Source organism: Streptomyces rapamycinicus NRRL 5491 (genome assembly GCF_024298965.1).
In the GTDB taxonomy this organism is placed as follows: domain Bacteria; phylum Actinomycetota; class Actinomycetes; order Streptomycetales; family Streptomycetaceae; genus Streptomyces; species Streptomyces rapamycinicus.
Map to the genome: position 1 here is coordinate 6,315,305 of NZ_CP085193.1, position 20,772 is coordinate 6,336,076.

Consider the following 20,772-nt stretch of genomic DNA (forward strand, 5'->3'; position numbering starts at 1 on the left):
CTCCCGAAGTTGCTTCCGCTTGGCGACAGTTGAATCACCACCGCACGGGAAGCAGGCCGGCGGTTCCGAGTCGAAAGCCATGGGTTGACGGCGCGGAATCCTTCTGCCACCGTAAGTGGTAGGTAATACACACCACGCAAGCCGGTGGATGTGTATGCCGTGCAGGCACACAGGGCGGAGGACGCTGCAAGACCGCCCGCTAAGGCCCAGGTGAAACAGGGTTTCGGCCCGTACTGGGGAGGTGGCCCGGCGACCGCGAGCAACGGCCGGAGAGTGGGGACGCGGTCCCCCTTGCAGTGCAAACACCCATGTCCACGGGGACTTCGTCCCCTCGCCAGATAGGAGTGCCTGGTGAATCAACGCCATATCGGGGCGCCGCCGTGACGGACCGGCACGGCGGCGCCTGTACGTGATCCCGGTCCGCTTCTTCCTGGTACCGCAGCGGTTTGCGCTGCGGCCGGCTGCCTCTTCCGCCCGTCCGGCCCCGTGCACATGCGGTCGTCGTACGGGCGGGGGTGCGGGGAGCCGGGCATGCCGGACTCCGGGCGGCGGGCGGCGCCGGTGTTGCAGCACCGGCGCCGCTGTTTTGGGTCCGTTTCCATCTGAGAGGAGCACGTCCCATGAAGTGCATCGTTGCTGGTCATGAGGCCGTTACCGCGAAGGATTTCGCGGAGTTGGCGTTCGGTATCGACTTGGAGCTGTTCACCGGTCCGGCCGCGGAGACCGACGAGGACCGTAGGGCGCGTCTGGACGTGGCCCGTGCGGTGCTCGCGGAGCTGCGTGAGTCGGACCCGGTGGCAGCGGCGTACGCGGCGGCGCTGCTGCGCACCGGTCCGATGAAGGGCAGGCGGCCGGCCGGTCGGCACCCGCGCCGGACGCCGGTGCGGCGCCCCGCGGTGCGGACGGCGGTGGCGGCATGAGCGAGGGTCTGGTGTTTGACGACCTGGTCGTGCCGCTGCGCACGCTGCGTCTGCTGGCTGCGGACTTCGGGCACCTTCCGGCGCCGACCGTGAGCGTCTCGCCCATCTACCCGAAGCGGTTGGAGCTGTCGCTCCACTCCGATCTTCCCGGTTTCGAGGCGTGGCGCGAGGCACTGGGCATCGCGCCGGAGGACGTGAGCCACCGGGTACAGCGTGACGGACGTACCCAGGTCCTGCGCACCGCCACCGCCTACGCGGGCGCTGAGCTGGAGCTGGTCGGCTACGGCGACGTTCCCGCCCCGGCGCCGGTGGGGAGTGCGGCATGAGCGGGTCGCCGACTCCCCGACTGCGGGTGCTCTCGCTGGGCGCTGGGGTGCAGTCCACCACGCTGTTGTTGCTGGCCGCGGAAGGCCGGTTGCCGAAGTGGGATGCCGCGATCTTCTCGGACACCGGATGGGAACCGGCCCGCGTCTACGAGCACTTGGACCGGCTGGAGCGTGAGGTGGCCCAGCCTGCTGGGATCCCCGTTCACCGCGTTCGTGTGGAGGGCGGCAATGCCCAGCGGGTGAGCGGCAATCTGCGCGCTGACTCCCTCAACCCTGGCTCGTTCGTCCGCATCCCGGTCTTCGTCATCGACCGTGCTGGGGAGCGGGCCGCGATGGTGCGGCGCCAGTGCACCGAGGAATACAAGGTCAAGCCCATCAAGGCCAAGGTGCGGGCCATGCTTGGCTACCCGCACCCCAAGCCTGTGCCGCGCGGGGTGTTCGTTGAGCAGGCCATCGGCATCAGCCGCGATGAGTTCGAGCGGGCCAAGGACGCGTCTGTGCGCTATCTGCGCAACGTCTTCCCTCTGCTCGACTTGGACGACGCCGCCGACGGCCGGGCGGGGTGGACTCGGAACGACTGCCTGCGCTACCTGCGTTCGCACGGGTGGGGCGAGACGCCGAAGTCGGCGTGTATCGGCTGCCCGTTCCACGGCAACCGGCAGTGGCGTGAGCTGCGGGATCACCATCCCGAGGAGTGGGCGGACGCGGTCGACTTCGACCGGCAGCTTCGCCGGACACAGCTTCGGGGCATCAAGGCGGCGCCGTACCTGCACCGCAGCCTGCTGCCGCTCGATCAGGCTCCGATCGACCGTGTGACCCGTAATGAGTGGGCCGACCGGCAGGGTGACCTGTTCGACGCCGTCGCCGACCAGGAAGCCGAGGATGGTGCCGCGCTGGGCTGTTCGCCGTGGTCCTGCCGCGGCAGCGGCCCGGAGGCCGCGTGATGTCCGCCGTGTTCGGCCGGTGCTACGACCCGACCGGCGCCTTGCACGGCGTGCCTACTTACCCGTGGCGCCTGGCTCCCGACGGGTTGGCCACCCGCCGACAGCTCCGTGCCCGGGGCTCACGGCCTGGCGGTCAGCCGATCGCGGCGCAGGTGATGCGGGTCAACCGCCGCACGGGGGAGGTGCGGGTGGCCTACCTCTACCGCGTCGACCGGGCCAAGCCGGTCCGTCCGATGACCTCCCGCAAGTGGGGCGCGCTCGCGCTGGCGATGCTCGCCCGCCGCACCTGCCCCCGCTGCCGGCTGGACGTCGGCTACTGCATACCGCGCTCGCGCGGCATCTGCGGGGTGTGCATCGCCACCGAGGAACAGGCCACCACCTAACCCCTTCGAGAACCAGGAGCTCCCCATGAGCGACACCCCGGAAAGGTCCCTGTCCAGGGGACAGACGATCGTTTTGTGCGCCGCTGCGGTGCCCATGGTCGCCTTCGGCGGTCTGGGCGCGGTCGGCACCTACAGCAACATCACATCCGTGTTCCACCGGTCGGCCACCGCGCTGGGCGTGGTCGCGGCCGGCGAGGGCGCGACGCTGGTCCTGGCGCTGGTCCTGGTCGGTTTGACCATGCTGGGGCAGTCCGCTCCGGCGGCCGTGCGGATCGGGCTGTGGACGCTGCCGGCGGTGGCCTCGGTGACCGGCGCCGCGGTCGCGAAGACCGTGACGGAGGCGGTGGTGTTCGCCGTCACCCCTATGGCCATGTGCGTCTCCGCGGAAGGCATGGGTCTGCTGGCCCGCCGGATCGTGGTCTACCGCACGGGCGTGGATGCCGAAGCGCAGCGCCGGAACGCGGCCGTGATGCAGCGGCTGGCCTACCACCGCGCCCGTGCCGCCAACCACCCCGACGAGAAAGCGCGTAACGGCTCGGAGCTGGAGTCGTGGAAGCTGGCGAAGAAGGTCGGTGCGGGGGATGCCCTGCTCGGGGCGAACCTGGTCGATGTCCAGCGCGGGCGGATGACGACCGGCGCGGACGCCGCTCTTGCAGGCATGTTCGCCCTGCCCGTCACACCCTCTGCCCACGGCGTCACGGACGCTCCGGCCCCGCACGCGGTCGAGGGCGCGGACGAGGCGGGCGTCACGCCCCCCGTCACGGGCGTCACACCCCCCGTGACGGATGAAGGCACGCAGGTCACACCCGAAAAAGAGCCCGTGCCGTCGCAGCCCGTCACGCCCGTGACGCCCCCGCCGGAGACGCCCGTGACGCTGGAGGAGATCGCGGCCGTGGCGGGCGTGCCCACGCCGGTGGTGGGGGAGCCGCTGAGTGATGCGCAGCTCGTGGTCGTCCTGCGGCACCTGCGCTACACCGACGACCCGCCGCTGTCCTACCGCCAGGCCGTGGCCGCCTTCCGCGAGGCCGGTTTCGTCGGCGGGGAGCAGCGGGTGCGCCTGGCGTGGGGCTCGCTGATGTCCCATGAGGAATCCGGCGCCTGACCAGTGTCCGGCACCACCAATGAGGGCCAGCCCACGGGAATTGGGCTGGCCCTCGTTGCGACTGCCGGAAGCAGTCGACCGCACCAGTGAAGCAGACCCGGTGAGCCCCGGCGAGCGGCACCGTCGCAGACCCGGAGAGCAGACCCGGCGCGCTGACCTCCACACGGACGCGGCCCACCAAGAGGCCGCGCGCCGCCCGATCAAACTCGATTCGACCAGGAGAGTCGCCCGTGACCACCCAGGCTCAGCAGACCACCGGCCCGGCCGCTCAGCAGCAGGGCTCGCACCACTTCGTCCTGACCCTCCAGGAGCCGCACGGTGGGGGCTTCATCAGCGCGACGTTCACCAACACCATCACGCCTCGCCCCGGCACCACCCGGGCTGACATCTACGAGGCACTGCGCGAGCAGGTCACCCGCGCGAACCCGGAGCTGGCGAACGCCAACGTCATGTTCTTCTCGCTGGAGCCCAACGGGCTCTGAGCAGCAAGTTTCAGCAGTGCCCGGACGCGGCCGGCCAAAGCGTGCGTCCGGGCGCTGCTCTCCCTTCAGACAAGGAGTGCTGTCAGCATGACCGACACCAGCACCGAAGCGGTAGCGGCCCCCCAGGCCGCTCCCGCGCCGCCGGTCGAGAAACCGCCCGAGCCGGCATCCGCCCCGGCCCCCACTCCGGCCGCGTCCGAGGTGGAGCACACCCCGGGCGGGTGGCCGGTGGTGCCGCTGGCTACGACCGGCGCGAACACCACGATCGGCGCGGTCGCGTCCGCCGGCCTGGTCGGCGGACCGGTCGGCGCCATGGTCGCCGCCACCGGCGCCGTGGTCCTGGCCACGGTGGCCGCCGCCCGCTCCCGCAAACCCAACCCCCGCCGGAACGCCCGGCGGACCGCCGCCCGCGCCGCCGGCCGTAGCGCTGCCCGCAGCGCGGGCCTGCACCGTAGCGGCGCGTTCGGTGGTGGCCGGACGGGAAGCCGTTCGGGTGGCTCTCGTGCGGGCCGCGCGGGCGGTATGCCGGGCCGGAACCGATCCGGCAACCGTCCCGCTGCTCGCCACGATGGTGCGTCCACCAGCGGCAGGACACTCGGCAAGGCCGGACACGGCGCGTCCAAGCACTCGCCCGGCGGCACGAGGAAGAGCGCTGGCAGGGTCGGGCAGATACGGGGTCTGCGGGCCTCGCAGCAGGCCGCGGCCGGATCCCGCGCGGACCAGCGGGCGCAGACCACCGCGGCCCGCCGCGCGGTCGCCGACGCCCGCCGCAACGCCAAAGCCGCCGCCGGCAACAACCGGCTGAGCAAGCGCGGGAGTTCCGGCGGTGGCCTGCTGGGCGGCGCCGTCCGCAAGGCCCGTGCCGGACGGGATGCGGCCATCGACAAGAACCGGGCCCGGCGCGATGCCAAGACCGGCGCCGATGTGGCGGCGCAGCGGGCGGCGGTCCGCAAGGCCCCGGCCCGGAAGGCGGCCCGGAGGGCGCTTCGGCGATCCGCGGCCCGCTTCCACGGGCGCCGCCTGATGGCGGCCCTGCTCGCCCTGCCCACAGGTCTGCTGGGCTGCCTGACCACTCCGATCGGGCGCAAGTTCGATATCCCGTGGCTGATGTACCCCGGGCGCCGCCTGTACTGGCGGATGGTCCGCACGGCCGCCGAGCAGCGCGCGGCACGGGACGAGACCACCCGCCAGAACCTGCGTGAGCAGGAGGAGGCCGCCGACGCGGAGGCCGCCGAGGACGGCACGGAAGACGTCGCGGACAGCGTGGAGCGGCCCGCGGCCAAGGTCCCCACCGGCACCACACCCCAGACCCAGGTGAGTGAAGGAGAGCACGTGTCCGGTTTCCAGTTCGAAGAGACCGCGGCCGAGATGGAACAGGCCGCCAACTCCTACGACCCCGACAACGCCATGGAGATCCTGGCCATGGTCGAGGGGCTCCCGGCCGCGCTGACCAGCGTGGCCAACGTGATGAAGATCCTCGCCGAGCGCTCCGACAGCGAGTTCCCGCTGGAGAAGGAAGTCGCGTCCGGCTTCAACGACATCTTCGGCGCCCTGATGAGCACCGTCGCCGTCGCCGAGGACATGGGCCCGCTGTTCCGGCAGGTCCACGCCCAGGACATCGCCCGCCACGAGGACCCCCGCAACGGCCACCAGGCCGAGAAGGGCTGGAACGTCTGACATGAGCGCCACCGCCACCGCCAAACAGCACAGCAGTGGCCCGGTGCTGGACTGGGCTGCCGGTCACGGACCCGTGACCGGCGCCCTGTCCGCGACCACCGGAGCCTTCGCCGTCGCCACCACCGGCGCCGCCACCTCCATGCCCCCCACCTGGGCACTCGCAGTCGGCGCCGCCGGCGCCCTCGGGCACACCGTCGTGGGCTTGCGGGTACGCAACGCCGGCCGCACCCTGGCCACCCGCGCCGCCTCCTGGCTCGTCGGCGCCGGCTGGACCACATGGGCCATGACCCACGGCCCCCTCACCTGGACCGCACTCGGGTCCCTGGCCACGATCGGGGTCGGGATCGGGGCCGCCGCACGGTCCACCGCCCTGTTCGAGGAGGCCCGCGAGGAGGAAGCCATCGCGGCCGAGCAGCGCCAGATCGCCCAAGAACTCTCCGCGGAGCGCCGGGAGATCGCCGCGGAATGGGTGGAGCGGATCCGGCGGATCTGCAACATCACCGTGCGCGTGCTCGGCGTGGAGAAGTGGGAGACCGGCGCCGGCTACTCCCTGGACCTGGAACCGCAGGGCGGCATCACCTACGACCGCATCGCCCAGTACTCCGTGCAGCTCTCCGCAGATGCCCGGCTGCCGCATGGCTGCACCGCCACCGCCGCCCCCGGCATCCACCAGGGCCGGACCATCATGGACGTGACCACCGTCAACGTCCTGGAAGAGGAGCGCACCTACCCGGCCGACTACGGGCCGCTGTCGGTGATGACGGGCATCCCGTGGGGCTACCGCACGAACGCCGAGCAGATCCGCGCGTACCTGCGGGAACAGTGCGCGCTGGTCGTCGGCCCGACCGGATCGGGCAAGACCAACATGGTCCACGCGATCCTCGCCGGATTCGCCCGCGCCGAAGACATGCTGACCTGGGTGATCGACCTCAACGCCGGGTCGGCGGGCCTGCCCTGGGTCCTGCCCGCCCTCAACGGCGAGATCAGCCACCCCGAGGGCAGGACGGTCCGGCCGGGGGTGGACTGGCTCGCCGGTACCTACGAGGAAGCCGTGACCATGCTGGACGCGGCGGTACGGGTCGCCAAGCAGCGCAAGATGGGCTACCAGGACCTGCTCGCCAAGGCGAACACGGACCTGCTGCCGATCAGCCCGGCCATCCCTCAGATCATGCTGGTGATCGATGAGGGCGCTGAGATCCTGGCCAGCGCCGACCGGCGGATGCGCAAGCTCGGCGAGAAGATCCTGGAAGTCATCCGGATCGCCCGCGCCATGGGCCTGCGCACCGTGCTGACCGCGCTCGGAGCCACCGGCAGCGTCCTGGGCAACCTGATGATCCGCCGGGAAGCCAAGGTCCGCGTCGCCCTCACCGGCGGCGAGACCGAGGGCATGGACCTGAGCAAGATGTTCCCCGGCACCCGCGGCCTGCGCGTGGACCAAGCCCCCTACAAGGGCTCAGGGTTCATGGGCACCCCGGAGTCCCCGGCCGCGCTGTTCAAAACCTGGCGCGTCCTGCCGAACCAGATCAGGGAGATCATCGCCGCCACATCCGACCGGCACCCCGTCCTGGACGACCTGTCGGCCAAGGCAGCCGGGCCCGCCTACGCCCGCCGCTGGGACGCCGACCGCATCGGATGGATGCGCGACCACACCCCCGGCACCGATGAGGGCACCGACAACGCTCCTGCCGGGGCGGGGCTGAATCTGTCCGCGCTGCAAGGCGAGCAGGACAGTGGGCAGGACTCGTCGGAGAACGAGATGCTGCGCCGTTTCCGGGCCGAGATCGATGCCCAGTTCGCCACCGCCCCCGACCCAAACGCCCCCGACTCGGACGCTCCCCCGGCCGAGGCGGGTGGGCTGAGGCTGTCCGCGCTGCGGGGTGAGCAGGACAGCCCGGCGCAGCGGGAAGCGCTCGCGCTGCTGCTCGCCGCTGGCACCGAGGGCACCGGAGCATCTGCCATCGCCCGCGCGCTCGCCGACACCCACGGCACGACCCGTCAGACGGTCGTCGGCTGGCTCAAGACCTGGGTGGAGAACGGCACTGCCGTACGAGTCGGGGAGGGCACCAAGGCCCGCTACGTCCACCGCCAACACGCCCCCGGACAGCCCCCCGAGAACTGATCGCTTGTCGCCTGTCGGCACCCACCGAACAACAGGCCCCAGGGACGGGCCAGGGGGCTCGGAAACGGCTTGTGACCTGCAAGGCGACAAGCGACAAGACAAGACAAGCGACAAGCAAGACGACAAGCCACACGACAAGAAAGACGACAAGCACACCACCCACCGCACGGGCCCGCGCCACCTATCGGCGCGGGCCCGCGGCACACCCTGAGGGAGCCAGAAATGAGCCAGCACACCCCGCCCGGCCAGATGGCCCCGCACATCCCCGCCGACGTCTTCCAGCGCGCGCAGGCCACCGGACAGCCGGTCGTCATCGTCGTCAACGACACCACCCCGCCCGGCTTCCCGTGGCAGCGCGTCCTGATCCCGTTCGCCATCGCCGGAGCGGTCGTCGCCGGCGGCTGGGGACTGGCCGCCGCCCTGTGCTGGCTGCTCGACGTCGCCACCCACACCGCGACCGCCATCGCCGGAGCCACCGCCGGACCCCTCGGCGTCGGCGGCATCACCCTCAAGCTCTTCCAGCCCAAGAACAAGTAGACGGGCGTTGATCGATGCGGTTCTACCTGACCACCCACAAGCGACACTGGGTGCGCTTAACCGAGGTGCCGCTGTTCCTGAAGTCGGAGCACTTCGTGAAGGCGGTCAAGCTCGACCCCGCTCACGGCCCGTACGCGGTGGACTCCGGTGGCTTCTCGGAGCTCCAGCGTCATGGCCGCTGGACCCGTGGCCCGCGTCAGTACGTCGATGATCTGCGCCGCATCCGGGAGTGCGTGGGCCCGTTCGACTGGGCCGCTCCGCAGGACTGGATGTGCGAGCCGATCATGGTCCAGGGCGGCACGGTCGGCGGACAGCGCTTCGTCGGCACCCACCTGAGCATCGCGGAGCATCAGCGCCGCACCGTGGCCAACTACCTGGAGCTCCGGGAACTGGCGCCGGACCTGCCGATCGTGCCCGTGCTCCAGGGCTGGGATCTCCCAGACTACGAACGGTGCGTGGCCCTGTATGAGCGGGCCGGGGTCGACCTGACCCGGGAACCCACCGTCGGACTTGGCTCCGTCTGCCGACGGCAAGCCACCCGCGAAGCCGTCGCCATCGTCACCACCCTCGCCGGACACGGGCTGAAGCTGCATGGCTTCGGCTTCAAGACCATCGGCCTACAGCGAGTCGGCCACCTGATGGCCTCCGCCGACTCCGCCGCATGGAGCTACCACGCCCGCAAGCGCCCGCCCATGCCCGGCCACACCCACAAGAACTGCGCCAACTGCCTGCCCTACGCGCTGGCCTGGCGCCTGCGCGTGCTCGCCGCGCTTCCCGGCTGGCAACAGCCCCTGCTCAACGCGGCCTAACCCACATCCAAGGAGAGATCAGCATGTCGTTCGGAGAGACCACGATCACCATCATCGGCAACCTGACCGCCGACCCCGAGCTGAAGTTCACCGACAACGGATCGGCGCTGGCGAAGTTCACCGTCGCCTCCACCCCGCGCACCTTCGACAAGGACTCCGGTCAGTGGCGCGACGGCACCTCCACCTTCTTCCGCTGCGCCGCCTGGCGCTCCCTGGCCGAGCACGTCGCCGAGAGCCTGACCAAGGGTTCCCGCGTGGTGCTCTCCGGCCGGATCCGTCAGCACAACTGGCAGACCCCGGAGGGTGAGAACCGGTCCATGCTCGCCGTCGAGGTGGACGACATCGGCGCCTCCCTCCGCTTCACCACCGTCGACATCAACGGCAAGCGCACCAACGGCCCCGCCCGCTCCGACTCCCCGTGGAACACCTCGGGCAACCCCGCGGAGCCGGGCAACGAGCCGCCGTTCTAACTGCGCCCGGGGCGACCGCCCGATCTCGCCAAAGACACGCGGTCGCCCCGGCCAACCAGTCCACAACCAACCTGTTGGAGGCACCCCAGCATGACCCGCCACCCCACCGAGCCGCCGGAGGGCGGCAACATCAGCCTGTGCACCGGATCCGGTGCGCTGGACCTGGCCGTGGAAGCCGTCACCGGCCTGCCCACGGTCATCGTCGGCGAAAAGGACCCGGCCGCCTCCCGGCTGCTGGCCACCCGCCTGCCCCACGCCCGGAACCTGGGTGACATCACGGCCGTCGACTGGCCGACGCTTTCCGCGGCGCTGCCGCGCCCGGCGGCACTGACCGCCGGCTTTCCCTGCCAGGACATCTCCAACGCCGGACCTCGGGGAGGGATCGCCGGTGACCGCTCAGGACTGTGGAAAACCATCGCCCACGCCATTCGCCATCTTCGACCCCGAATCGTCTTCCTGGAAAACGTCGCAGCCCTCCGAAGCCGCGGACTCGACGTCGTCGCAGCCGACCTGGCCGCGTGCGGGTACGACGCACGGTGGATGTGCCTACGCGCTGGAGATCCCGAAATCGGAGCCTGCCACCGCCGAGACCGCTGGTTCGCCATCGCCTATCCCGCTGCTGAAGACCCCCACATCCCAGCTGGGACGCAACGGCGGACCCCAGCACCCGGACAAACGCAAAGCGGGCGGACACGGGCCCACGCTGGAGGACGAAGTGGTCTTCTTGCTGCCCCCGACGGACGCATGAGCCTGCTGCCCACCCCCGCCGCCGCCGACGGAACCGGCGGCCCCGGAACCTCCCCCAAACGGCAGGGCGGCATGAACCTGCGCACCGCCGTCACCCTCCTGCCCACCCCCGCCGCACGCGACTGGAAGTCCGGCGCCTCCAACCTGATGGAGGCCAACTCCCGCCCGCTGAACGAAGTGGTGGTCAATCTGCTGCCCACCCCCAAGGCGTCGGACGGGCCGCACGGCGGGCCGAACCAGCGCGACAGGGCCGGAAACTACTACCTCCCCGGCCAAGCCGTCCGTCTGGACAGGCGGTGGATGGCCACCAACGGCACCGACTACGGGCCCGCCATCCGCCGCTGGGAAACAGTCCTGGGGCGCTCTGCCCCCGAGCCGACCGAACCGGGCACCAAGGGCAACCGCCGCCTGTCCCCGGCGTTCGTCGAATGGATGATGGGCGCCGATCCCGGCTGGGTGACCAGCCCGGATCTGGGGCTGTCCCGCTCCGATCAGCTCAAGATCCTCGGCAACGGCGTCGTCATCCATCAGGCCGCCCACGCCTACCGGGCACTGCTCGGCGCCCTCGTCCCCGAAGCCGCTGCCCCCGCCACGTCCCAGCTCGCCCTGGACATCGCCTAGAGACACCCGGGGCGACCGCCCGATCTCGCCAAAGACACGCGGTCGCCCCGGCCAACCAGTCCACAACAGACCTGTTGGAGGCATCCAGCATGACCCATCGCACCGCCACACGGCGAGTACACCTGCTCGCCGCCGCTCTGGCCGCCGCCGCACGCGGCTGGCACGTCCACCCGCTCCGCCCCGGCGGCAAAGGCCCCGCGCTCCACGGCGAACGCGCCTGCCCCCACACCGGCGAATGCGCCGACGGGCACGTGAAGTGGGAGCAGCGCGCCACCACCGACCCCGACCGTATCCGCGCCGCATGGTCGGCGGGCGCGTTCAACGTCGGCATCGCCACCGGCCCCTCCGGCCTGGTCGTCGTCGACCTGGACGTGCCCAAGGAGAAAGACGGGAAGGGCGGTTCGGACGCGCCTTGCGGCGCGACGTCCTTTGCGGCGCTCTGCGAGCGCGCCGGACAGCCAGTCCCCCTCACCTACACGGTGCGGACCCCCAGCGGCGGACTCCACCTCTACTACGCCACACCACCCGGTACCCACCTGCGCAACAGCGCGCGGACCCTGGCCCCGAACGTCGACACCCGCGCATGGGGCGGAAACATCGTGGCCGCGGGCAGCACCACCCCTCACGGCGCCTACGAGGTCATCAACGACGCCCCCGTGACGGAACTGCCCGGCTGGCTGCTGCACCAGCTCCAGACCCCGCCGAAGCCGACAACGGCACCCGCTCCCCTCGCCATCCCCGGGGAGGCCACCCGCCGAGCCACAGTCGCCCTGGAACGGGAAGCAGCCGCGGTCAGCGGCACGTCTGAGGGCGGCCGGAACAACCGGCTGCTGACCGGCGCCCGCGCCATGGGGCGCTTCGTCGCCTGGAGCGAGATCACCCGGAACGTGGTCGAAGAGGCTTTTCAGGCCGCCGGCGAGGCGGCCGGACTCTCCCCGGCCGAGTGCCGGACCACCATCCGCAGCGCCCTGGACTGGTCCATCCGCACCGCCCGGCCACGGGAGGCAGCATGACCACCACCCCCGCCCGCGCGGGCCTGAAAAGCCTCCCCGACACCGCCGATCGGCCGGATCCCGCCGACAGCGCAGCACGCCCGGTTCCGGAGTGCGGCCAGGAAGAGACCGCCCGTCAGGGCGTCCTTTCAGCCCTTCCCCCGGAACAGGACTCGACCACCCCGCCTCACGGTGACAAACGGTTCCCCGTGGCCTGGCTGCACATCCGCGCGCCCCACGGCGCCACCCCAACCGCCACCTCGAAGTGCCTGTGCGGCCGGGACCGCAACGCGGTCGGCCACCGCAAGGTGCTCGCCCTCATCGCCGACCACGAAGCCCACAAGAACGTCTGCCCGCTCCGGAGCTCCCAGGAAGGGAGGACCGCCGCATGACCAGCACCACCCCACCCGCGCCGTCCATCGACGGCGCCGCCCTGCTCAACGAGGTCGAGCAGCACCACCGGCGCTTCAACGTCTTCCCCAGCGAGCACGCGTACGTGGCCGTCACGCTGTGGGACGCCCACGCGCATCTCATCAGCGCCTTCGACTCCACCCCCAGGATCGCCTTCCTGTCCCCCGAACCCGGCTCGGGGAAGTCCCGCGCGCTGGAGATCGTGGAGACCCTGGTTCCCAACCGGCTCGTGGCCGCGCACGCCACCGCCAACGCCATGTACCGAGCCGTCGGCGACACCGACAACCTGCCCACGGTCCTGTTCGATGAGGTAGATACCATCTTCGGCCCCAAGGCCGGGGACAACGAGTCCCTGAGGGGCTTCATCAACGCAGGACACCGCCGGGGCGTCGGCGTCCTGCGCTGCGTCGGCGACGGCTCCAACCAGGAAGCGACTGAGTTCCAGACCTTCTGTGCCGTGGCCATGGCCGGACTCGGCTCGCTCCCGGACACGATCCTGACCCGCTCGGTCATCATCCGCATGCGCAAGCGCGCACCCAACGAGGACATCCAGTCCTACCGGCAGCGTGTCCACGAGAAGCAGGGCCACGCCCTGCGGGACCGGCTCGCCAAGTGGGCCGACCAGGTGCGCGACCAGGTGGAGAACGCTTGGCCGGAGCTGCCCGAGGGCATCAGCGACCGGCCCGCGGACGTCTGGGAGCCCCTGCTCGCCGTCGCCGACGCGGCCGGCGGCAACTGGCCCGAGCGGGCCCGCGCCGCATGCCTTGAGCTGGTCGCCGCGGCCAAGGAAGGCGACAAGGCGTCCGTAGGCGTGCAACTGCTGACCGACCTGCGGGACAAGGTGTTCTGCGGCGCGGACCGCATGCCCACCGCCGCGATCCTGGAATGCCTCCACGCGATCGAGGACGCCCCGTGGGGCGACATGGACGGCAACGGCAAGGAACTCACCCCCCGGGTGCTGTCCAAGATGCTGGGCGAGTACGTCACCGCAGCCAACAAGCCCATCCGGCCCCGCTCCATCCGCACGGCCGGCGGGGTGCCCAAGGGGTACTACGCCGAAGACCTCGCCGACGCTTGGTTGCGCTACTGCCCCCCGGCCCCGGAGAAGTCCGCTACATCCGCTACATCCGCTACACCGCAGGTCAGCAGGGGTGAAAACGTAGCGGATCCGCTTCCCGACATCCGCTACATCACCGACCGGCCCGCTACACCCGCTCTCGGCGTCCGTCGCGCATAGCCACCGCCGAAGCCTCAACCGCACGCTTCGCGTAGCGGCTCCTATCCGCTACATCCCGCACATCCGCTACACGAAACAGGCCCCTGACCTGCGATGTAGCGGATGTAGCGGATGTAGCGGATCCCCCGGAAGGGGAGCAACGCCTCCCGCAGCTCTTGTAGTGAGACGAAGGAGCGCTCCGCCCATGGACACCCCACAACTTGCTGAGGCCACTGATCCCACCCTCGTCCTGCTGACCGTCGAAGAAGCTGCCCGCCGACTCCGCATCGGCCGGACCACATGCTTCGCGCTCATCCGTGCCGGAGAGCTGGAGTCCATCCCGGTTGGCCGTCTTCGACGCGTCCCCGCTGACGCGCTCGCCGAATACGTCGCTCGCTGTCGCGCTCAGCAGCGCGCCGCCTGAACCACCTCACCTCTCTCGGAGCCCTGCCCCACGTGGGGCAGGGCTCCGCGCTTTCGCTGCACCCCAGAAGGAGCCTGCCTGTGGCAGAGAAAAAGAAGAAGGGCACCCGCCGCGCCAACGGCGAATCCGCGGTCTACCTCGGGAAGGATGGCCGTTGGCACGCTCGTGTGCCGATGGGCTACAAGGACAACGGGGAGCCGTACCGCCGACACGTGACGCGCCCGACGCGCGACGAACTGGTTGACGAAGTCCGGCGGCTTGAGAAGCAGCGCGACGCGGGTTCGGCGGCCCAACCCGGCAAGCCGTGGACGGTTGAGAAGTGGCTTTGGCATTGGGCTGAGAACATCGCCAAGCCGACCGTGAGCGAGAACACGTTCGACGGCTATGAGGTCGCCGTTCGCGTTCACCTCGTGCCTGGTGTCGGCAAGCACCGCCTTGACCGCTTGCAGCCCGAGCACTTGGAGAGTCTGTATCGCCGTATGCAGGCGAACGGCGCGCGCAAGGCCGGCACGGCTCACCAGGCTCACCGCACCGCCCGAACCGCTCTGGGGGAGGCGGTACGGCGCGGCTACGCGGCGAAGAATGCCGCAGCACTGGCGAAGCCGCCGCGGATGGAAGAGGACGAATCCGAGGTAGAGCCCTACTCCGTGGAAGAGGTTCAGTGCCTGTTGCTCGAAGCCAACAAGCGCCGCAACAGCGCCCGTTGGATGCTGGCGCTGGCGCTCGGACTACGGCAGGGCGAGACGCTCGGACTGCGCTGGTCTGACGTCGACCTGGACAACGAGTACCTGAAGCTGCGGAGGAACCGTCTGCGCCCCAGGTACGAGCACGGATGCCCGGAAGCCTCACCGTGCGGCCGGAAGGCTGGGTACTGCCCCGGCAAGGTGCAGGTCCGGCGCGAGACCAAGAACACCAAGTCCCGCGCCGGCCGCCGCGCCGTGCCCCTGCCCGGCCCGCTGGTCGCCATGCTCCGTGCGCACCGCGAGACGCAAGAGCGCGAGCGCAAGGCGGCTGGCGACCTGTGGACCGAGTCGGACTACGTGTTCACCAAGCCGCTCGGTGGCCCCCTGAGCCCGAACACGGACTATCACGACTGGAAGCGTCTGCTCGAAGACGCGAAGGTTCGGGACGGTCGGCTGCACGACGCCCGGCATACGGCCGCCACCGTTCTCATGCTGCTCGGGGTCCCGGCCCGCGTCATCGACCAGATCATGGGCTGGGAGCCGGGCACGTCCGCGAGCATGCGGGCGCGGTACCTCCACGTGCCGGACACCATGCTCAAGGACGTCGCCCGGAAGATCGCCGAAGCCATCTGGGGACCCCCGGACACACCCACTGTGGACAAAAACCAGGACAACGGGGTCTGAGGACAATGTCGAAGGGCCCCACCTCGCGGTGGGGCCCTTCGACATCGTGCCCGGTGAGGCACTGGCGGAGGATACGAGATTCGAACTCGTGAGGGGTTGCCCCCAACACGCTTTCCAAGCGTGCGCCCTAGGCCTCTAGGCGAATCCTCCGCGGAACACTCTACCCCACTTGGAGGGGTGCGCTGACACCGTCGACGGTGCATACCGGGTGCTCTGTGGGGCGCGCCACTTTATTGGCCGGGGGAGGGTCAATGTCCGGCGGAATCGAGATAAACCGGACGGGGTGCCGTGGCCGATGGCCGATGGCTGCTGGGAGTGGCTTCGGGTTTACGGCCGGTGGTCCTCGCCGGATGTGGGCTCGGGGGCGGGCGGATGGTCCGTCGCGGGCGTTTTCGGGGGAAAGTACGGGTCCTCGGGCCGAACCGGCTCCGCCGTCCATTCGGGATATGTCGGAGGATCGGGCCGGTGTGGGTCGGGAAATCCGATGCAGAAGCCGGTATTCAGGATGTCTCTAAAGCCTGGGCTCTGGTGTATTCACTAGCGCCGTAAGGCGCGCCTCTGGTGCATTTACTAGCTTCGGGGGTCGGCGCTGTCCTTTTGTTCACCTGCTTGTTACTGTCTCGCCATGAATGGGCTCTACGCGCTCAAACCGTGGTTTGCCCGCCGATTAACCCTGCTCCGGCGATGGTTGATCCGGAGCGGTGTCTCTCCGAATGCGGTCACCATTGCGGGGATACTCTGTGCAGGCGCTGCCGGGGCATCTTTTGCTGTGCTGCCCGCTCCCTGGGCGGTAGTTCCCGTGGTGGTATTTCTGACGGCTCGGTTGGCCTGCGCGAATCTCGACGGTTCCATTGCCAGGGAAACCGGGAAACAGACCCGCCTGGGCTCGCTGCTGAATGAAATTGGTGATCGAGCGGCGGATCTCCTGGTGATTCTGGGTTTTCTGCCGCATACATCGCCTTCGCTCGTACTCGGCGCGCTGCTGGCCAGTTCGGCGCCGTCATGGATCTCCATCGCCGGGGCCGCGGCCGGGGTGCGGAGAATCAACGGCGGTCCGATGGGGAAGACCGAGCGCTGCCTCGTTGTCGCGGTCGCCGCGGCGTCCGGGTGGTACACGCCCGCCGCGGTGGTGATGGTGGTCGGTTCCGGGGTGACCGCCGGTGTGCGGCTGTTTCAGGTCGTGGCCCTCTGCAACCGCCGTGACGGCGAAGGTGGTCATGTCGGCGAGAGCGGCCGTGCCGGTGAGGATCGTGACCACGATCCTCTGAGCGGTCGGCTGTGACCCCCTTCGCGGGGCCGCTTCCGCCGGAGATGGCGCGGGCCGTGCCGCTCCTCGCCGGGACGCTCACGGTGAGCGGCCTCGTCCTTCTCTTCGTCCGCAACGTCGAACTGCGCCGCCGCTGGCGGACCTGGTGCGTCACCGCACTGGTCGTCTGCGGGACGCTGGGCTTCGGCGCACCAGGAGCCGCCCTGTTCGCGGCCGGGCTCGCGGTGGTGGGCTCCGTCGAGTACGTGCGCCTGGTGGGCCTGCGCCGTGCTGACGGCGCCGTACTGCTGGGTGCCGGGGTACTCCTGCCCCTCATCGCCTGGCTGCGACCCGGGGTGCTCACGCTGCCCATGGCCGGCGTCCTGCTCTGCGCCGCCGCGCTGCCGGCTCTGTTGGACCAGGACGTGGCCCATGGCGCCGACCGCGTGGCCAGGACCACCTTCGGCCTCATCTGGCTGCCCGTTGCCCTCACCGGACTGGTGTCTCTGGGGGACCTCGCCATCGCGATCTGCGTCAGCGTGGCCTTCGCGGACGTGGGCGGCTGGTGCGGCGGGCGGGCACTGGGCCGCTCCGGGCCCCTGAGCCGTCCGCTGTCCGCGCTCTCACCGGCCAAGACGTGGGGCGGAGTTGTGGGCTCCGCCGCTTTTTCCGGTCTGGCGCTGTGGGCCATGGACGCCTGGACCCCGTTGCGCTGGCTTGCCGTGCTGTGCGGTTGCGCACTGGGCGACCTGCTCGAATCCATGATCAAACGAGGTGCCGGGGTCAAGGACGCGGGCCGTTGGCTGCCCGGTTTCGGGGGGCTCCTGGATCGCATCGACTCACTTCTCGTGACCCTTCTCCTGTTGGGAGCCATGCCATGACGAAGGACGCGGCGACCGGGTCGTCATTCATGGTGCGTAGCGATACGGAGGGCGATGCGCGGCCGGAGGGCGATGCGCCACCCGAGGGCGATACGCGGTCCGAGGGCGATACGCGGCCCGAGCGGCTTGTCGGCGGCGAAGCGGAGGTCCCCGGACGGCGAGCCAGGCCCGCGTTCCGACTTCTGGTGACGGCGTGGCTGCGCCGGCGGCTCTGGCGGACCGTCCTCCTCCTCACCGGTGGTCTCACGGTCAAGGGGAAGCTGCCGAAGGGCGGTTGTGTGGTGGTGGCCAACCACTCCTCGCACGCGGACACGGCGGTGCTCCTCGCCGCGCTCAGCGTCGCCCGTGCTCCCCGGGTGGCGGCAGCGGCCGACTACTGGTTCCGGAACCGGGTGCGCCGCCTGGTGTGTTCGGTCCTGGCCGCCGCCTTTCCCGTACGCCGCCACGGTGGCGGTTACTCCGACCTCCAGGCCATCGCCGGTCCCATGCTGCGCGCCGGACACGCCGTCGTCGTCTTTCCCGAGGGCACCCGGGGAGCGGGCCGCGTGGGCACGTTCCGCCGGGGCGCGGTCGACCTGGCCGTCTCCAACGGTGTGCCGGTGGTGCCCGTTGCCCTGTCCGGCACCGCGGAACTGCTGCCCAAACGCGGCCGGTTGCGTCCGCACGCCGTGCGGGTGCGGATCGGGCGGCCGCTGACGAGCCCCGACGCCGACACCGCCCGCACGGCGGTCCTCGAACTCCTGGCCGAGATCCGGCCCCGTGACAGCCGGGTCCGGCGTCGGATCGCCCGGCTGGCGGTGTCCTGGAAGGGCCTGGGGCTGGTCGCCGCCTGGTCCTTCACCGAGGCGCTGAGCTGGCCGCTGCTGCCGGAGCTCGCGCTCGCCGTCCTGTGCGTCGCCGCGCCCAGGGCGGGGCTGCGGCTGACCGTGAGCGCCGCCGTGGCCAGCGTCGCCGGAGGTCTGGTCGCACTCGCCCTGTACTCCGGGACTTCCGTCGACCTGCCGCAGCCGCTGACCACCACCCGCATGCACACCACGGCGCAGAAGGAGATCCGGTCGGAGGGTGCCCGCGCGGTACGGCACCAGCCCGCCAGCGGTATCCCGTACAAGGTGTACGCGGCCGAGGCGGGGCGAGCCGGGGTCCCCGCGGGCGAGTGGGCGCTGCGCTCCACGGCGGCCCGGGGGGAGCGCATCGTCGGCGTCGGCCTCGTGCTCACGCTGATCGGCGTGCTCACCCAGCGCTGGCGGCGCTTCTTCCCGCAGTACCTGATCTTCGTGGGGGTTGCCTTCATCGCGTTGTTCACGCTGGTCATCGGCTCGTGGCGGTGACCCGTACTTCCGTCGGACGGTCACCGCGCCCCCTGCCGTACGCCCTGCCGACGCGGCGTGCGCGCGCCGCCGGACCCGACAGCCGTGCGCGGGCCGCCGGACCCGACAGCCGTGCGCGGGCCGCCGGACCCGACAGCCGTGCGCGGGCCGCCGGACCCGACAGCCGTGCGCGGGCCGCCGGACCCGACAGCCGTGTGAGGACGACCCCGACAGCCGTATGAGGAGCCGCGCGCCCATGTCCATCCCGCCCATCCCCTCCACCCCGCAAGCGACGCCCCCGGCCGCATCCGCCCCGCCGGTAGCGGACGGAGATGCCCGCCGCATCCTGGCGCTGACCAGCCTCGGCGTGTTCATCGTCTTCCTCGACACCACAATCGTGAATGTCGCCTTCGACACGATCAGCACCAGCTTCGACGCCGGTATCACCCGCCTGGTGTGGGTCCTCAACGCCTACACCCTGGTCTTCGCCGCGTTCCTGATCCCGGCCGGGCAACTGGCCGACGCCTACGGCCGCAAGCGCCTGTTCCAGATCGGTCTCATGGGCTTCGCGGTCAGCAGTGCCCTGTGCGGTCTCGCCCCCGGGCTCGGCGTCCTCATCGCTGCCCGGGCGGCCCAAGGTGTCTTCGGTGCCATCATCGTTCCGGCCTCATTGGCGCTTCTCCTGCCCGCCTTTCCCCTGGAGCGCCGGGCCACGGCGATCAGCACCTGGGGTGCCATGGCGGCCGTCGCCACCGCGATCGGCCCGACCCTGGGCGCGCTCCTGATCGAATACACCACCTGGCGCTGGGTCTTCCTGCTCAACGTCCCCGTCTGCCTGCTCACCGCGGCCTGGGGTGCCCGCCTGCTGACCGAGACCCGCGGCTCCCGGAACGGCGGCTTCCCCGACCCTCTTGGCGTCGCCATGAGCGCCGCCGCGCCCGCCTTGCTCAGCTTCGCCGTCATCTACGGGCCGCACCTGGGCTGGGACGACCCGCGTGTCCTGGCGACCGCGGTGGCCGGTGTCGTCCTGATCCCGGTGCTGATCCGCCGGTCCCGTTACGCCGCGCGGCCGGCACTCGACCTGAGCCTGTTCCGGATTCGCAACTTCCAGGCGTCCAACGTCGCCACACTGGTCTTCTCCGTGGCCTTCTTCGCCGTTCTGCTCTCCAGTCTGCTGTTCCTGCAGAACGTCTGGCACTACTCCGTGCTGAAGTCCGCACTGGCCGTCAGCCCCAGCGCACTCGTCACCGCGCTCGTGGCCCCGCTGGCCGGCCGGCTGGCCGAACGATTCGGCTACCGCCCGGTCTTCGTCGTCGGCGCCCTCTTCTACGCCGCGGGCGCCGCCGCTCTCGCCCTGCGCACCGGCGCCTCGCCGCACTGGGCCGCGCACTGGCTGCCCACCCTCGTGCTCAACGGCATCGGGGTCGGCCTGGCCCTCTCCACTCTCAACAGCGCCGCGGCGAAGGCACTGCCACCGGAGCGCTTCGGTGTCGGCACCGCCATCAACAACAGCTTCCGGCAGCTGGGCGCTCTGCTCGGCGTCAGCCTCTTCGTGGCCGTCCTGGGGACGCCGACAAGCGCGACGATCCTGGGGGACTACCACCGGGTCTGGTGGGTACTGGCCGTGATCCCTGTGATCAGCGCCGGGACGTACCTCGCCACCCATCGCGAGCGGGAAGCCGCCGGATGACGCCGGAAGCCATAGCCATCGGATGACGCCTGCCGGGGGTGCCCCACTGGCCCACTGGCTGTCGGCCGAGCCCTGGCCTACCCCAGGCCGACCCCAGGCCG

At 70.8% G+C, this 20,772-nt stretch carries 21 protein-coding genes, 1 tRNA gene and 1 pseudogene; 22 read left to right on the forward strand and 1 reads right to left on the reverse strand.

Annotation, left to right across the window (positions count from 1 at the left end):
• Positions 1–620: 620 nt before the first annotated feature.
• From LIV37_RS26495 to LIV37_RS26580, 18 genes and pseudogenes are all read left to right on the forward strand, one after another.
• The gene (locus LIV37_RS26495) at positions 621–920 is read left to right on the forward strand and encodes a hypothetical protein (protein ID WP_121824483.1); all 300 of its coding nucleotides are present in this window, start codon (positions 621–623) and stop codon (positions 918–920) included.
• Positions 917–1,246, forward strand: coding sequence for a hypothetical protein (locus tag LIV37_RS26500; RefSeq protein WP_020870169.1), 330 nt, complete (start codon positions 917–919; stop codon positions 1,244–1,246). The genes LIV37_RS26495 and LIV37_RS26500 overlap by 4 nt, the downstream gene beginning before the upstream one ends.
• Complete coding sequence (locus LIV37_RS26505; RefSeq protein ID WP_243146162.1) at positions 1,243–2,190, forward strand: hypothetical protein; 948 nt, start codon at positions 1,243–1,245, stop codon at positions 2,188–2,190. The genes LIV37_RS26500 and LIV37_RS26505 overlap by 4 nt, the downstream gene beginning before the upstream one ends.
• Complete coding sequence (locus LIV37_RS26510; RefSeq protein ID WP_121825257.1) at positions 2,190–2,573, forward strand: RRQRL motif-containing zinc-binding protein; 384 nt, start codon at positions 2,190–2,192, stop codon at positions 2,571–2,573. Before LIV37_RS26505 ends, LIV37_RS26510 begins: the two co-directional genes overlap by 1 nt.
• A 25-nt stretch (positions 2,574–2,598) precedes the next feature.
• The gene (locus tag LIV37_RS26515) at positions 2,599–3,675 is read left to right on the forward strand and encodes a hypothetical protein (RefSeq protein ID WP_121824482.1); all 1,077 of its coding nucleotides are present in this window, start codon (positions 2,599–2,601) and stop codon (positions 3,673–3,675) included.
• A 230-nt stretch (positions 3,676–3,905) separates the two neighbouring features.
• Positions 3,906–4,157, forward strand: a complete 252-nt coding sequence (locus LIV37_RS26520; protein ID WP_020870173.1) for a hypothetical protein — start codon at positions 3,906–3,908, stop codon at positions 4,155–4,157.
• A gap of 87 nt (positions 4,158–4,244) precedes the next feature.
• A complete protein-coding gene (locus tag LIV37_RS26525; RefSeq protein ID WP_254807117.1) occupies positions 4,245–5,834 on the forward strand; it encodes a hypothetical protein in 1,590 nt (529 codons plus the stop codon).
• Between the two features lies 1 nt (position 5,835).
• Entirely contained in the window at positions 5,836–7,953 is a 2,118-nt protein-coding gene (locus tag LIV37_RS26530; protein WP_020870174.1) for a hypothetical protein, read from the forward strand.
• Between the two features lie 222 nt (positions 7,954–8,175).
• Entirely contained in the window at positions 8,176–8,490 is a 315-nt protein-coding gene (locus LIV37_RS26535) for a hypothetical protein (RefSeq protein ID WP_020870175.1), read from the forward strand.
• Positions 8,491–8,504: 14 nt separating this feature from the next.
• Positions 8,505–9,299, forward strand: coding sequence for a deazapurine DNA modification protein DpdA family protein (locus LIV37_RS26540; RefSeq protein WP_020870176.1), 795 nt, complete (start codon positions 8,505–8,507; stop codon positions 9,297–9,299).
• Between the two features lie 23 nt (positions 9,300–9,322).
• The gene (gene ssb / locus LIV37_RS26545; RefSeq protein ID WP_020870177.1) at positions 9,323–9,769 is read left to right on the forward strand and encodes a single-stranded DNA-binding protein; all 447 of its coding nucleotides are present in this window, start codon (positions 9,323–9,325) and stop codon (positions 9,767–9,769) included.
• A 90-nt stretch (positions 9,770–9,859) separates the two neighbouring features.
• Positions 9,860–10,381, forward strand: a pseudogene (locus LIV37_RS26550) (DNA cytosine methyltransferase); the annotation flags it as partial.
• A gap of 132 nt (positions 10,382–10,513) precedes the next feature.
• Positions 10,514–11,137 carry a hypothetical protein gene (locus LIV37_RS26555; protein WP_251983420.1) on the forward strand — a complete coding sequence of 208 codons (624 nt, stop codon included), beginning with the start codon at positions 10,514–10,516 and terminating at the stop codon, positions 11,135–11,137.
• 89 nt (positions 11,138–11,226) lie between these two features.
• A complete protein-coding gene (locus tag LIV37_RS26560) occupies positions 11,227–12,150 on the forward strand; it encodes a bifunctional DNA primase/polymerase (RefSeq protein ID WP_020870179.1) in 924 nt (307 codons plus the stop codon).
• Complete coding sequence (locus LIV37_RS26565; protein ID WP_020870180.1) at positions 12,147–12,521, forward strand: hypothetical protein; 375 nt, start codon at positions 12,147–12,149, stop codon at positions 12,519–12,521. The genes LIV37_RS26560 and LIV37_RS26565 overlap by 4 nt, the downstream gene beginning before the upstream one ends.
• The gene (locus tag LIV37_RS26570) at positions 12,518–13,777 is read left to right on the forward strand and encodes a DUF3631 domain-containing protein (RefSeq protein WP_020870181.1); all 1,260 of its coding nucleotides are present in this window, start codon (positions 12,518–12,520) and stop codon (positions 13,775–13,777) included. Before LIV37_RS26565 ends, LIV37_RS26570 begins: the two co-directional genes overlap by 4 nt.
• Positions 13,778–13,961: 184 nt before the next feature.
• The gene (locus tag LIV37_RS26575; protein WP_020870182.1) at positions 13,962–14,180 is read left to right on the forward strand and encodes an excisionase family DNA-binding protein; all 219 of its coding nucleotides are present in this window, start codon (positions 13,962–13,964) and stop codon (positions 14,178–14,180) included.
• A gap of 80 nt (positions 14,181–14,260) precedes the next feature.
• Positions 14,261–15,547, forward strand: a complete 1,287-nt coding sequence (locus LIV37_RS26580; RefSeq protein WP_020870183.1) for a tyrosine-type recombinase/integrase — start codon at positions 14,261–14,263, stop codon at positions 15,545–15,547.
• Positions 15,548–15,609: 62 nt separating this feature from the next.
• Here the strand turns inward: LIV37_RS26580 and LIV37_RS26585 are convergent.
• Positions 15,610–15,697, reverse strand: a tRNA-Ser gene (locus tag LIV37_RS26585).
• Between the two features lie 475 nt (positions 15,698–16,172).
• On the opposite strand from LIV37_RS26585, the gene LIV37_RS26590 reads away from it, so the two are divergent.
• The 4 genes from LIV37_RS26590 to LIV37_RS26605 all read left to right on the forward strand — a co-directional run bounded on the left by LIV37_RS26590 (position 16,173) and on the right by LIV37_RS26605 (position 20,671).
• Positions 16,173–16,829, forward strand: coding sequence for a CDP-alcohol phosphatidyltransferase family protein (locus tag LIV37_RS26590; protein WP_121824480.1), 657 nt, complete (start codon positions 16,173–16,175; stop codon positions 16,827–16,829).
• A complete protein-coding gene (locus tag LIV37_RS26595) occupies positions 16,826–17,674 on the forward strand; it encodes a phosphatidate cytidylyltransferase (RefSeq protein WP_020870185.1) in 849 nt (282 codons plus the stop codon). The genes LIV37_RS26590 and LIV37_RS26595 overlap by 4 nt, the downstream gene beginning before the upstream one ends.
• The gene (locus tag LIV37_RS26600) at positions 17,671–19,002 is read left to right on the forward strand and encodes a lysophospholipid acyltransferase family protein (protein WP_020870186.1); all 1,332 of its coding nucleotides are present in this window, start codon (positions 17,671–17,673) and stop codon (positions 19,000–19,002) included. The genes LIV37_RS26595 and LIV37_RS26600 overlap by 4 nt, the downstream gene beginning before the upstream one ends.
• Positions 19,003–19,237: 235 nt before the next feature.
• Entirely contained in the window at positions 19,238–20,671 is a 1,434-nt protein-coding gene (locus tag LIV37_RS26605) for an MFS transporter (protein ID WP_020870187.1), read from the forward strand.
• Positions 20,672–20,772 lie beyond the last annotated feature (101 nt).